At 71.1% G+C, this 13,686-nt stretch carries 11 protein-coding genes; 10 read left to right on the top strand and 1 reads right to left on the bottom strand.

Going from position 1 to position 13,686, the window contains the following annotated elements; translation table 11 throughout:
* Positions 1-209 precede the first annotated feature (209 nt).
* The 7 genes from J7E94_RS07300 (at position 210) to J7E94_RS07270 (ending at position 7,218) form a co-directional block, all read left to right on the top strand.
* Positions 210-1,895, top strand: a complete 1,686-nt coding sequence (locus tag J7E94_RS07300; RefSeq protein ID WP_215013397.1) for a fumarate hydratase — start codon at positions 210-212, stop codon at positions 1,893-1,895.
* Between the two features lie 137 nt (positions 1,896-2,032).
* Complete coding sequence (locus tag J7E94_RS07295) at positions 2,033-3,472, top strand: hypothetical protein (protein WP_215013395.1); 1,440 nt, start codon at positions 2,033-2,035, stop codon at positions 3,470-3,472.
* 12 nt (positions 3,473-3,484) lie between these two features.
* Positions 3,485-4,096, top strand: a complete 612-nt coding sequence (locus tag J7E94_RS07290; protein WP_215013394.1) for a hypothetical protein — start codon at positions 3,485-3,487, stop codon at positions 4,094-4,096.
* Between the two features lie 49 nt (positions 4,097-4,145).
* Positions 4,146-5,000 carry a histidine kinase gene (locus tag J7E94_RS07285; RefSeq protein ID WP_215013393.1) on the top strand — a complete coding sequence of 285 codons (855 nt, stop codon included), beginning with the start codon at positions 4,146-4,148 and terminating at the stop codon, positions 4,998-5,000.
* Between the two features lie 73 nt (positions 5,001-5,073).
* Positions 5,074-5,511 (top strand): hypothetical protein, encoded by a 438-nt coding sequence (locus J7E94_RS07280; RefSeq protein ID WP_215013392.1) that lies wholly within the window; start codon positions 5,074-5,076, stop codon positions 5,509-5,511.
* Between the two features lie 170 nt (positions 5,512-5,681).
* On the top strand, positions 5,682-6,278 hold the full coding sequence (locus J7E94_RS07275) for a hypothetical protein (RefSeq protein WP_215013391.1): 597 nt from the start codon (positions 5,682-5,684) through the stop codon (positions 6,276-6,278).
* A 166-nt stretch (positions 6,279-6,444) separates the two neighbouring features.
* Complete coding sequence (locus J7E94_RS07270) at positions 6,445-7,218, top strand: glycerophosphodiester phosphodiesterase (RefSeq protein ID WP_215013390.1); 774 nt, start codon at positions 6,445-6,447, stop codon at positions 7,216-7,218.
* Positions 7,219-7,286: 68 nt separating this feature from the next.
* Here the strand turns inward: J7E94_RS07270 and J7E94_RS07265 are convergent, their stop codons facing one another.
* Positions 7,287-8,825: a ricin-type beta-trefoil lectin domain protein gene (locus J7E94_RS07265; RefSeq protein ID WP_215013389.1), complete on the bottom strand. Its 1,539-nt coding sequence runs from the start codon at positions 8,823-8,825 to the stop codon at positions 7,287-7,289.
* Positions 8,826-8,933: 108 nt separating this feature from the next.
* Between J7E94_RS07265 and J7E94_RS07260 the strand changes: the two genes are divergently transcribed.
* From J7E94_RS07260 to J7E94_RS07250, 3 genes are all read left to right on the top strand, one after another.
* A complete protein-coding gene (locus tag J7E94_RS07260; RefSeq protein ID WP_215013387.1) occupies positions 8,934-10,337 on the top strand; it encodes an aspartate ammonia-lyase in 1,404 nt (467 codons plus the stop codon).
* A 112-nt stretch (positions 10,338-10,449) separates the two neighbouring features.
* Positions 10,450-11,157, top strand: a complete 708-nt coding sequence (locus J7E94_RS07255) for a DUF402 domain-containing protein (RefSeq protein WP_215013385.1) — start codon at positions 10,450-10,452, stop codon at positions 11,155-11,157.
* A 255-nt stretch (positions 11,158-11,412) separates the two neighbouring features.
* Entirely contained in the window at positions 11,413-13,680 is a 2,268-nt protein-coding gene (locus tag J7E94_RS07250; RefSeq protein WP_215013383.1) for a SpoIIE family protein phosphatase, read from the top strand.
* Positions 13,681-13,686 lie beyond the last annotated feature (6 nt).

Here is a 13,686-nt window from a genome sequence, read left to right as displayed (position 1 = left end):
GCGCGGGGGCGGGGGCGGCGGGGTGCTTTTCCAGGTCCACGGCACTCAGCATAGCGAGACACGATAGATCGCGATACTCCTGCGTGGCGCGGAGCGCGCGCCGAGTGAGCCTTACCTCACAACCGCGGGCGCGGCGGGAGGTTCTACGCTGGATGACTGCGCTGCCAATTGGTCGTCAGCGCTGTCTGCCGAGTGAGGAATGGGCCCCAATGCCGGAGTTCGCGTACACCGACCTGCTGCCCCTGGGCGAGGACACCACCCCCTACCGGCTGGTGACCGCCGAGGGCGTGTCCACCTTCGAGGCGGACGGCCGTACGTTCCTCAAGGTCGAGCCGGAGGCGCTGCGCAAGCTGGCCGAAGAGGCCATCCACGACATCCAGCACTTCCTGCGCCCCGCGCACCTCGCGCAGCTGCGCCGCATCATCGACGACCCCGAGGCCTCGTCGAACGACAAGTTCGTCGCGCTCGACCTCCTCAAGAACGCGAACATCGCTGCAGCCGGCGTCCTGCCGATGTGCCAGGACACGGGCACGGCGATCGTGATGGGCAAGCGCGGCCAGAACGTCCTCACCGAGGGCGGTGACGAGGCGGCCCTCTCGCGCGGCATCTACGACGCCTACACGCGCCTGAACCTGCGCTACTCCCAGATGGCCCCGATCACCATGTGGGAGGAGAAGAACACCGGCTCGAACCTGCCCGCGCAGATCGAGCTGTACGCGACCGACGGAGGCGCGTACAAGTTCCTCTTCATGGCCAAGGGCGGCGGCTCCGCCAACAAGTCCTTCCTCTACCAGGAGACCAAGGCGGTCCTCAACGAGGCCTCCATGATGAAGTTCCTGGAGGAGAAGATCCGCTCGCTCGGTACCGCGGCCTGCCCGCCCTACCACCTGGCGATCGTGGTCGGCGGCACCTCGGCCGAGCACGCGCTGAAGACGGCGAAGTACGCCTCCGCCCACTACCTGGACGAGCTCCCGACCGAGGGCTCCGCGCTGGGCCACGGCTTCCGCGACCTCGACCTGGAGCAGCAGGTCTTCGAGCTGACCCAGAAGATCGGCATCGGCGCGCAGTTCGGCGGCAAGTACTTCTGCCACGACGTCCGCGTGGTCCGCCTGCCCCGCCACGGCGCGTCCCTCCCGGTCGCGATCGCGGTCTCCTGCTCGGCGGACCGCCAGGCCACCGCGAAGATCACCGCCGAGGGCGTCTTCCTGGAGCAGCTGGAGACGGACCCCGCGCGCTTCCTGCCGGACACCACGGACACAGAGCTCAACAGCGGCTCCGCCGCGGGCCTCGACGAGGCGGCGGACGTGGTCAAGATCGACCTGACCCAGCCGATGTCCGACATCCTCGCCACCCTCACCCGGCACCCGGTGAAGACGCGGCTCTCCCTGAGCGGGCCGCTGGTCGTGGCGCGCGACATCGCGCACGCCAAGATCAAGGAGCTGCTGGACTCGGGCGCGCAGATGCCCCACTACCTGAAGGACCACCCGGTCTACTACGCCGGCCCCGCGAAGACCCCCGCGGGCTACGCCTCCGGCTCCTTCGGCCCGACCACGGCCGGCCGCATGGACTCGTACGTGGAGCAGTTCCAGGCGGCGGGCGGCTCCATGGTCATGCTGGCCAAGGGCAACCGCTCGCAGCAGGTGACGGACGCGTGCGCCGCGCACGGCGGCTTCTACCTGGGCTCGATCGGCGGGCCGGCGGCGCGGCTGGCCCAGGACTGCATCAAGAAGGTCGAGGTCCTGGAGTACGAGGAGCTCGGCATGGAGGCGGTCTGGAAGATCGAGGTCGAGGACTTCCCGGCCTTCATCGTGGTAGACGACAAGGGCAACGACTTCTTCGGCTCGGTGGCCCCGTCTCCCACTTTCCTTAGCATCCCGGTCCGCCAGGGTTCGTAACGCGAAAATCCGCCGGGGGCACGCCGAGTGCGGCGCCCCCCGGCACCCCCGGGCCGCCCAAGTCCTCGGACAGCCAACAGAATTCGAATGTATAGGCTGTCTGAGAAGACTTGACCGATGCGCGGTGGGGGGACGGCATGCTGACGTACCAGGAAGTGATGACGACCGACTACGGACGCCTCCTGACGGCAGCCGACAAGTGGCAGTCGATGGCGGAGGCGATCCGCAAGGTCGAAGAACGCTATCGGGACAGCGTTCAGAAGATCCACATGAGTGGTAACTGGATCGGAGTCAGTGCGGCCGCGTCGTACACGAACTTCGAGGCGACCCGGTACGAGTACCAGGCCGCCCAGACCCAGGCGAAGGCGACCGCCACGCTGCTGCGCAACGGGCACCAACAGCTCACCGAGCTCAAGAAGACGCTCGAGAACGCGCGCGCCGACGCGATCAAGGCAGGGATGAGCGTCTCCGGGACAGGGGACGTGGCGTTCGACTACGAGAAACTCAGCGCCGCCGAGAAGAACGCCATGCGGCACGACCCGGACTACATGACGAGCGTCAGGACCGCCGAGCAGTCCTGGCGCGACTACATCAAGGAGTGCGTCAAGGCGGTCGACGAGGCCGACCAGGACCTGCGCAAGGACCTGGAGGCGGTCGTCAAGGACGGCCTGGGCGGCAAGGGCGACGGCACGCTGGGCACCGGCTTCAACGGTCAGGCCGGGGAGGTCGCGAAGGCCGACGACGCCCAGAAGCAGGAGCGCTTCGACCTCGCCTGGCTGAAGAAGCGGGACAACGAGACCCTCGACGACTACATCGAGCGGCTCCAGAAGGACGGCATGACCCGCCTCACGGGCAACCCGAAGCTGGCGGAACTGGTCTCCAACATCAGCAAGTCCACCGTGACGGCCGGCGCTTTCGCCACCGCGCTCACGGCCGTCGGCATGAACTCCTTCAAGCTGGCCGGCTACTTCAAGGACGTGAAGGCAGGCAACTTCCCGAAGGCCTTCAACGCGCCGGGCACCCTGATGGAGCGAAATGTCAACGCGCGCCTGGCGGGCGCGGCTCCGGGCGGCCTGTTGAGCAAACTGCCCCCCAATGTCGTGGGCGCGCTCACGGGCTCCGACGAGGCGGCCATGTGGGGTGCCCAGATGAAGAACGGCCGGTTCTTCATCCCGGCGGCCTCCGAGGCCAACCTCGTGACGGTCGCCAGGCAGGGCGGTATGGCGAACGCCATGAAGGCGGCCGGTGCGATGCGCGGGCTGGGCGTGGTGGGAGGCGTCGCGGCCACCGCCTACGGCGTGGCGAACCTGGCCACGTACGACACCGACATGATCAAGAAGGATCCGGCGAAGTTCGCCACCGACCTCACGGGTACGGCGTTCAGCGCTTCGATGACCGCGTTGACCGTGGCTCCCAATCCGGTGACCGCCGGGCTGGCCGTGGGAACGGGTATCGCGTACGGCGCCGCGCTGGTCTGGGACAACCACGAAGCCATAGGCAAGGGCCTGGAGAAGGTCGGAGACGGCATCGCCAGCGGCGCCAAGAAGCTCGGCAGCGCACTGAACCCGTTCGACTAGGAAGGCAGGGACATGCACACCCAGAGCACCCCGTTCGAGCTGAGCACGTGGCAGGGCGGCGAAAAGGGTCAGCTTCGCCGGACCGGTTGGCAGGGGAAGTCTCCGGAGTGGGGCGAGATCACCGTGGCCTCACTGCCCCACGCGCACGACAACGTGCGCGCCACCGAGGTCACCGGCGGCCAGATCCCCAGGGCCGTCTTCCAATCGCGCGGCATCCAGGTGATGGTCACCGAACGGCCGACCCTGAACGGGGCGACGCTGCGTGTCGGCGACGCGGTGGTGTACCTGAAGCGGAACCGGTGGGGGGCCACGCACCGGGGCCGCGCTCTGCACATGAAGTACGCCGGCGACCGGTACCGGCTCTGGGCGGTCAATCGCCGGGAATACGTCCTCATGCGCGAGGCGGACAACGAGGACCGCGGTGTCACCGTCAAGGTCAAGGAAACCGGCATCGGCAAGTGGAAGCGCGTCCACGTGAGTGTGACGGGCCGCGCCCTCGGGGCGGACATGGCACTCGCCCTCGTCTTCTCCGGGGTCGACCGGTCCGTACTCACCCGGCGAGGTGCCGTCCGCGCGGGCCTCTCGCGGATCTTCCACGTGGCGGCGGATTCCGCAATGGGGTGATCACAGAACCGACCGACCCGACGAACCGACCGATGGAGCGAGTGAGCGTATGCCTTCCTATGACCTTTCCCGAGCCCGGTTCCGCCTGAGCGACGAGCACGTCTTCGTCCTCGTCCAGGTGGCGACCGGGGAACCCGTACCGGGCGAGCTCCTCGCCGCACGCGAGGAGCTGCGGGCGTGCGGGCTGATCGACGAGAACGGGCAACTGGCCCATGTGCTCCTGCCCCTGCTCGACACGGTGATAACCCCGACCGTGGTCATCTCGCTGGAAGCGGCCGGCCGGCAGGGACAGCTGCACCACGGGCTGCTCATCGGGCAGGACCACGTCATCTCCCAGCAGGCCTGGCCGGGCGCGGGCGAGTCGGAGTACGCCTCCGTCGAGCCGAAGATGCTGGTGTGGGCGCTGGCCGACATGGTCAACCTGCAGCAGTCCGGTCCCGGGGGTGGGGCCGACGGCGGTCGCGCCGCGCACCCGGACACGGTGATCGAGACCCGGCTCGGAACGGTCGAGGCGGGGCTCACCGCCCTGGAGGGCCTCTCCGACGCGGAGGCCCTGGGCTCGGAACGCGCCTACATCCGCAAGGCGCTGGCGGAGGACGGGGTCCTCGGCGAGGCGCAGGCCGCGCTGCTCGCCGACCTGATCGCCGAACTGCGGTCGAGCTGGCGCATGACCGCCGCGTGGCGGGGCCGCCAGGAGGGCCAGGACGGGGTGGAGGGGCGCGGCTTCGCGGTGTGGGACTGCGGCCCGCTGGGGTACTGGCACCGCGAGCTGCCCGCCGAGCCGGTGGCCGCAGGCCAGGTGGCGAAGGACAGCACCATGCGGCTGGTCCGGGTGGAACCGAAGCGGGTCTGGGACCTGATCGCGGACCTGCTGCCCGAAACAGGCGAACTGCGGCACGTCTGAGCTCGCATGAGGCCCGTGGAGTTTCCGGGCCTACGACCGAAGAGTTTGCTGAGGGGGAGGACGGAACGTGTCGGTGGGCTTTGATCACGAGTGGGACCAGTCGCGCGTCGGCGCGGCCGATCAGCGGGTGGACATGCGGCTGAACGGCGTTGACGGCCCCGGGGGGCCGTTGGCGCCCGGCGGGGCGGGGAACTTCGGTTCCACTCCGGCCGAGAAGAGAGCGGCGGCGAACACGATCGAGACCGAGCTGGAGCCGAACACCAAGAAGGCCACGGAGCACGCGGACGAGGCGATGAACACCGCGGTCGCGGGCTTCGAGGGGTGGGACACCGCCATAGGCCTGAAGAAGGTCGCGGACACCTGGGACAAGCAGGTCAAGAATCTGATGGGCCGACTCTCGTCCGAGAAGGGCGCGCTGCGGAGCGCCTCCGGTCTCTTCGTACGGAACGACATCGGCCTGGGTGACCAGTTCCGGCCGATCGGCGCCCAGTCGAAGCTGAACGGTCTGTAGGGCTGGCGGAAACCGGTGCGCGCACCGTGCTCGTATCAACGGTGAGGGCCACTCCCCCGATCGGGGGAGTGGCCCTCACGTATGTCCGCCCATCGGCAGATGGCAGGCCGGGGGGCTCCCGGCGAGGCTTTATCCGTATTCAAACAGCCCCTGGCACACGGGAGTTCACCATGAAGAACCGCACGCGCGCCCTTGCCCTCGCCGGATCCGTCGCCCTGGTGGCCATCCTGGTCGCGGCGGCCCCCGCCCCGGCCTCGCCGGCCGGGCCGAAGGTCGCCTCCGTGCACGGGGGCGGCACGATCTACTTCCCCTACTCCCCCAAAGACGACATCCGCTTCACGGTCGACGCCGAGTCGGCCCCGTGGAGCCGGCCGCACCCGGCCCCGGGCCTGGAGAAGGGCCTGCCGACGGATGCGCGGGGCCGGGTGACGATCTACCACTACGTACCGGAGAACAACTCCACCGGCGTCGCCGAGGCGGAGGTCGACTGCCTGGTCACGGGTGGCAAGACCGCCACCCTCACGGCCGTGGTCAAGACCTCGAACGTCGGCTGGGAGGGCAAGCGGATCGGCATCAGCGTCCAGGACGGCCAGCGCGGCGAGCCGGACCGCCTCGGCTTCTCCTGGGGCGTGGTCAACGTCGACGTGAAGCCGGACGGCACGGTGGCCGAGCCGCCGGTGGGCACCTGCATGGCCCCGGCCCCCTTCACGGAGGTCACGAAGGGCGGCTTCAAGGTCACCCCCGCCACACTGGCCCCGCTGCCGTAGCCCACACGGTGAACCGGGCCGGTCTGAGCAGGTCGGGGTACGGGTCGTCATCGGCGGCTCCGGCACGGCGTCACCCTGCCCTGCCCGGGAGGGTCACCGAAGCCGGTTAACGTCGGGGACACGACCCCACACCTGCTCGTTCACGCCGGTTTGCAAGGATCCCCATATGGCACCGACGCACTCCTCCACCCGTACCTCCCTCGGCATCACGGTGGTCGCGCATCGTGGGGCCTCCCACGCGCACCCCGAGCACACCGTGGCCGCCTACCGGCAGGCCATCGACGAGGGGGCCGACGCCCTGGAGTGCGATGTGCGGCTCACCGCCGACCGGAAGCTGGTCTGTGTGCACGACCGGCGGGTGGAGCGGACCTCCGATGGGCGGGGGGTCGTCTCCGAGATGACGTACGGGGAGCTGCGCGCCCTCGACTTCGGGGCGTGGAAGGGCGAGGAGCACCGCGGGGCGCGGGTGCTGCTGTTCGAGGACCTGCTCAAGGAGGCGCTGACCGCGCCGCGGCCCGTCGGGCTCGCCGTCGAGACCAAGCACCCGACCCGGGCCGGCGGCCGGCTGGAGGTCGAACTGGTGCGGATGCTCAGGGAGTACGGGCTGGCGGACGGGTCGGATGGTCGCGTCGAGGTGATGAGCTTCTCGCGCAACGCCCTGACCCGGATGCACCGGCTCGCCCCCGGGTTGCCGGCCGTCTATCTGATCGAGCGCAGGGTTCGCCCCGTGCGGCCCCCGTTCGCGACGCACGCGGGCCCGGGGATCGATCTCGTACGGAACGATCCGGGGCTGGTGGGGCGGCTCAAGGCCAAGGGGCTGCGGGTGCGGGTGTGGACCGTGGACGAGCCGCAGGACGTGGAGCTGTGCGTGCGGCTCGGGGTGGACACGATCATCACCAACCGGCCCGGGGATGTGCGGAAGCTGCTCCACGACATGTGACATGTGAGGGGTGTGGCACCCGGCCGGGGTGCGCCGGCCGGGTGTGGGGGGTGTGCGGGGGCGGGAGGTCAGACGAAGCGCTGGCTCGCCGAGCCGTTGCAGGTCTGCAGGCGCAGCGGGTCGTGGGCGGCGGCGACCGTCAGGCACATGCCCGGGGCGGCCGCGGGGCGGAGGGTGGCGCCGTCGCGGACGAACTGCTGGTTCGCGCCGCCGTGGCAGTTCCAGAGGATCAGGCCGGTGCCCGCGCCGTAGTTGGCGCCGGGGGTGTCGAGGCAGCGGTCGTGGGTGAGCTCGATGTGGACCGACTTGCGTGCGGCGTCGTACCACCAGCCCTGGTTGCGGCCGCCGTGGCAGTCCCAGCCCACGACCGCCGTGTCGTTGGCGCTGGAGCCGCCCTTCGCGTCGAGGCAGTTGCCGGTCGCCTCGTTCTTGAGGGGGGCGTAGAGGGAATCCCACGCTCCGGTCTGGAGGACGGGGGTGCCCGTGCTCGCCGGGTCGGCGCAGGAGGCCTCGCGCAGGCCGGAGTTGTAGAGCTGCGTCAGGCAGGACGCGAACGCGCCGTGGCCCTTGTAGTTGGGGTGGAAGGACTGCCGGGCGGTGTTCTCGTCCCACGGGAAGTGGTCCCCGAGGTCCAGGTAGAGGCCTCGGGCCCAGGCGTCCTCCATGCAGACCTCGTGGCCGTGGAAGAGCCGGGAGTTGTCGAGGTAGACGGCGCCGGAGGTGCGTGCGGCCTCGCGCATGCCCTTCTCGAAGGTGGGCACCGCGTAGTTGCGGCCCCAGGCGGCGTCGGAGTCGTAGCCCGCGCAGCCGCCGGGCAGCTTGCCGGGGAAGCTGGGGTTGTCGTTGAAGTCGGGGCCGATGGGGCTGGGGTAGCCCATCACGACCAGCTTGTAGTCGGAGTCGGCGTAGCCGGCGTCGCGCATGACCGTCTTGAGGTCCGCGACCGTCGTCTCGACCTTGGGCCTCAGGCCGTCGACGCGCGCCTGCCAGCCGGGCCCGTACTTGGGCTCGCAGGTGCCCTGGCTGAGCACCCAGCGGGTGACGCAGTCGGTCATGACCGGGCCGAACTGGAGGTCGTCGTTGGCGCCGGCGACCAGCAGCACCATCTTGATCTTCGTGTTCCGTGCTTTGATGGCCAGGTTGTCGCTCTGCACCAGCTCGTCGGCGTACTGCTTGCTGCCGCCGATCCTGATGTTGCCGGTGTACCCGCCGGAGCAGGCGACGTTGAAGGTGAGGTCGGCCGGGATGCCGGTGCGGTGGATCGCCGAGTCCGGCGAACGGTGGCACTGGTTGGACGAGGTGTTGGTCGCGGGGTCGTAGGTGCCGACGCCCTCGCCCGATATCTCGCTGTCGCCCAGCGAGATCAGGCCGGTCTTGCGGTCGTTCAGCGGGCGGACGGCCGAGTCGCCGTAGATCTTGACGGCCTCCGCGGCGCGGATCGCCTCCAGCTCGGGCGGCAGGGGGGTCACCGTCCCGGCGGTGGTGGCGGCGGGGGTCGCCGCCTGGGCCATGGGGGTGATGGCGGTGACGCCCCCGAGGGCGGCCGCGATCGCCGCGACTGCGGCGAAGGTAGATCTGAGCCTGGGTTTCGTACGAGCACGTGCCATGAACGCCTCCCCGGATATCGGTGTTACCCCCGGTATTTACTGGCCGGTAGGGGAGTTGGGAACACTTCGAACAAGACAATTGCTCAACTTTTAGAGGAGGCCACGAAAATGACCGGTGATCAGCAGGCCGAGGCGTTCCGGATCGAGCACGACTCCATGGGCGAGGTACGGGTGCCCGCGCACGCCAAGTGGCGCGCCCAGACCCAGCGCGCCGTGGAGAACTTCCCCATCTCGGGCCAGCGGTTGGAGCGCGCCCACATCGAGGCGCTGGCCCGGATCAAGGCCGCCGCCGCCGTGGTGAACGCGAAGCTGGGGGTGGTGGACGAGGACATCGCCGGGGCGATCCGGTCCGCCGCCGCCGAGGTCGCGGACGGCCGCTGGGACGAGCACTTCCCGGTGGACGTCTTCCAGACCGGCTCCGGAACCTCGTCCAACATGAACGCCAACGAGGTGATCGCCACCCTGGCCACCGAACGGCTCGGCCGCGAGGTGCACCCCAACGACCACGTCAACGCCTCGCAGAGCTCGAACGACGTCTTCCCGTCCTCCATCCACATCGCCGCGACGGCCGCCGTCACCCGCGACCTGATCCCGGCCCTGGAACACCTCGCCGCCGCGATGGAGGGCAAGGCCGAGGAGTTCTCACAGGTCGTCAAGGCCGGGCGGACGCACCTGATGGACGCCACCCCGGTCACCCTCGGCCAGGAGTTCGGCGGGTACGCGGTCCAGATCCGCTACGGCGTCGAGCGGCTGCGCGCGGCCCTGCCACGCCTCGCCGAACTGCCGCTGGGAGGCACTGCGGTGGGCACCGGAATCAACACCCCGCCCGGGTTCTCCGCCGCCGTGATCGCCGAGGTGGCCGGCACCACCGGGCTGCCGCTGACCGAGGCCCGCAACCACTTCGAGGCCCAGGGGGCGCGGGACGCGCTGGTGGAGACCTCCGGCATGCTCCGGACGGTCGCCGTCTCGCTCACCAAGATCTCCAACGATCTGCGCTGGATGGGCTCAGGACCGCGCGCCGGATTGGCCGAAATCAATCTCCCGGATCTCCAGCCGGGCTCCTCGATCATGCCGGGGAAGGTCAATCCAGTCGTCCCGGAGGCCGTACTGATGGTCGCCGCACAGGTGATGGGTAACGACGCCGCCGTCGCGGTGGCGGGCGCGGCCGGCAACTTCGAACTCAATGTGATGCTCCCGGTGATGGCCAGGAACCTCCTCGAATCGATCCGGCTGCTCGCCAACGCGAGCCGCCTGCTGGCCGACCGCACCGTCGACGGGATCACCGCCAACACCGCCCGGGCCAGGGAGTACGCCGAGTCCTCGCCCTCCGTCGTCACCCCGCTCAACCGCTACATCGGCTACGAGGAGGCGGCCAAGGTCGCCAAGAAGGCCCTCGCCGAGCGGAAGACGATCAGGGAGGTCGTCCTGGAGTCCGGGTACGTCGACCGGGGCGCCCTGACCCTGGAGGAACTGGACGAAGCCCTGGACGTCCTGCGCATGACACACCCCTGAAAAGCCGGATCCGGCCCCGGTCGGGGGGCCGGATTCGGTCGTTTCCCGTCCCCCGACCCCTCGGTGACCAGCACCGCAGCGGGCGCGCGGGCCCCCGCCCTAAGATCTGCGCATGACAGGTACCTTCCGGCCCGGGGGCGGCGCGGCACAGAGCGGCGCGCAGGGCGTGCGCTGGGCGCCCGGGGAGCAGATCCTGTGGCGCTACCGCGACCATGCCCCGGGGCTGAAGGGCCCGGTCCACATCTGCCGCCCGGTGACCGTGGTGCAGGACACCGACGAGCTGCTGGCCGTCTGGATGGCCCCCGGCACCGAGTGCGTCAAGCCGGTGCTCGCCGACGGGACCCCCGTCCACGAGGAGCCGCTCGCCACCCGCTACACCGCGCCGCGCACCACCGTACGGTCGCGCTGGTTCGGTGCGGGGGTCCTCAAGCTGGCCCGGCCCGGTGATCCGTGGTCGGTGTGGCTGTTCTGGGAGCACGGCTGGCGGTTCAAGAGCTGGTACGTGAACCTCGAAGAGCCGCGGTCGCGGTGGTCGGGCGGGATCGACTCCGTGGACCACTTCCTCGACATCTCCGTGTATCCCGATCGCAGTTGGAAGTGGCTCGACGAGGACGAGTTCGCCCAGGCCCAGCGAGCCGGGCTGATGGGCCGGGAGCAGGCGCGCCAGGTGCAGGCCGCGGGGTGCGCGGCGGTCGACGTGATCAAGGCGTGGGGTGCGCCGTTCTCCGACGGCTGGCAGGACTGGCGGCCCGATCCGGCCTGGACGGTTCCGATTCTGCCGAAGGACTGGGACCGCACTCCTGCGCATATGACCTCATGAGACCCTTGATGCGCCCCCGGGGTTCAAACGTAGGATCATCCTCCGCAAGGTCGCGCGCGGGGGCCGTACGTACGGACTGCCCCTCCGCAAGTGTCCCGCCGCACGCGGGACTTGACCGGAGGCCGCACCGAGCGAGAGGTAACGAGGGGGACGCGGAAACCCGGGCTGATGGTGCCCGGGCCGCTGAGCGGGTATACCGCGACTGACCGAGCTGAGTGCAGCGCACATCGAGCGCAAACGGACGGAATTGCACGCGTGACGGAGTACCCCACCTCTCAGGAGGGCCCGCAGCCCGTCGCCTCCGGCGGAGGTACGGACGAGGCCGGCCACGGCAAGGCGCCCATCGCCGCCGCCGAGGCCGTACGCACGCACGCGCCGGGCCCGGGTGCGGAGCCGGGCGGCGCGCCCGCCGGGCTCCCCCGGCCCCGCCGCAAGGCGGCCCGGCCGTCGGCGTCGGTGGACGTGCCGGCCCCCGCGGAACCGGGCCGGGAGCAGGCCGCCGCCCGTCTGCGGGACGGCGAGGCCGCCCGCAACGCGGCGGGGGGTGGCGACACCGGGCTCGGCGTCCCCTCCGAGGCGCCCCGCCCGCGCGGCGAGGACATCGACCCGGCAGTCGGCACGCTCCTGGGCATCGACGCGCAGCTGCCCGGGGCCCCCGTGGGCGGCGCCGGCAGCGCCGGCGCCGGCCGGCACGGGGGCGGCGGGATACCGGCCGTGGAGGCCACGGCCGGACGCCGCGAGGGCGACCGGCTGCGCTTCGTCGGCGCCGCCACCCGGCGCATCGCCCGCGGCATCGACCTCGACGAGATCGTGCTCGGCCTGTGCCGCGCCACCGTGCCGACCTTCTCGGACGCGATCCTCGTCTACCTGCGCGATCCGCTGCCGGTGGGGGACGAGCGCCCCGTCGGCCCGGTCGTTTTAAGGCTGCGGCGCACCGACCGGCTCCGGCCGATCGACGACCTCACCGACATGGGCAGCACCATCGGCGCGGGGACGGACCTCGCCGGGGCCGCGGGGGCCGCGGGGGCCGCCGGCGAACTCGACTTCAGCCAGCTGCCGCTGGTCGGCCCGCAGGGTGATCTGCCGGCGGCCGAGCTGTGCGAGATCCAGCCCGGCGGCGCGCTCGCCGAGGTGCTGCGCGGCGTACGGCCCGTCTTCGGGTCCTCCGCCGCCGCGCAGGCCGCGCTGCCCGAGCTGCTGGGCGCGGACCATCCGCTGCCGCGCGGCAACCGGGCCGTCCTCGCGCCGCTGCGCGGCCGCCGCCGGGTGATCGGCGCGGCCGTCTTCCTGCGCAGCCCCGAGCGGCCCGCCTTCGAGCAGAACGACCTCCTGGTCGCCGCCCAGCTGGCCACCCACACCGCGCTCGGCATCGACAAGGCGGTCCTGTACGGCCGCGAGGCGTACATCGCCGACGAGCTGCAGCGCACCATGCTGCCCGACAGCCTGCCCCAGCCCACCGGGGTGCGCCTCGCCTCGCGCTACCTGCCCGCCGCCGAGACGGCGCGGGTCGGCGGCGACTGGTACGACGCCATACCGCTGCCCGGCAGCCGGGTCGCGCTCGTCGTCGGCGACGTCATGGGCCACTCCATGACCTCCGCCGCGATCATGGGCCAGCTCCGCACCACCGCCCAGACCCTCGCGCAGCTGGACCTGCCGCCCGCCGAGGTCCTGCACCACCTGGACGAGCAGGCACAGCGCCTGGGCTCCGACCGCATGGCCACCTGCCTGTACGCCGTCTACGACCCGGTCGCGCACCGGATCACCATCGCCAACGCCGGCCACCCGCCGCCGGTGCTCCTGCACCTGGGCGGCCGCGCCGAGGTGCTGCGCGTTCCGCCCGGCGCGCCCATCGGCGTCGGCGGCGTGGACTTCGAGGCCGTGGAGCTGGACGCGCCCGCCGGGGCCACCCTGCTGCTCTACACCGACGGCCTGGTGGAATCCCGGCTGCGGGACGTGTGGACCGGCATCGAGCAGCTCCGCGAACGGCTGGCGACCACCGCCCAGCTGACCGGCCTGGACCACCCGCCGCCGCTGGAGGCCCTGTGCGACGACGTGCTGGACATGCTCGGCCCGGGCGACCGGGACGACGACATCGCGCTGCTCGCCGCCCGCTTCGACGGCATTGCGCCCAGTGACGTCGCGTACTGGTTCCTGGACCCGGAGGAGACCGCTCCGGGCCGGGCCCGCCGGTTCGCCCGCCGCGCCCTGACCCGCTGGGGCCTGGAGGAGCTCAGCGACTCGCTGGAGCTGCTGGTCAGCGAGGTGGTCACCAATGCCGTGCGGTACGCGGAGCGGCCGGTGACCCTGCGCCTGCTGCGTACGGACGTCCTGCGCTGCGAGGTCGGGGACGACTCCCCGCAGCTGCCGCGCCAGCGCCGGGCCCGGGACACCGACGAGGGCGGCCGCGGCCTGTTCCTGGTGAACCGGATGGCCCGCCGCTGGGGCGCCACCCGGTTGAGCAGCGGCAAGGTCGTCTGGTTCGAGCTCGCGTTGCCGGGGGCTGGGGCACCCGAGCACCGCTGACCGGCA

It is taken from the genome of Streptomyces sp. ISL-94, from assembly GCF_018614075.1.
In the GTDB taxonomy this organism is placed as follows: domain Bacteria; phylum Actinomycetota; class Actinomycetes; order Streptomycetales; family Streptomycetaceae; genus Streptomyces.
Note: the sequence above shows the minus strand (reverse complement) of the source record. Positions and strands in the feature narration are given on the sequence as shown.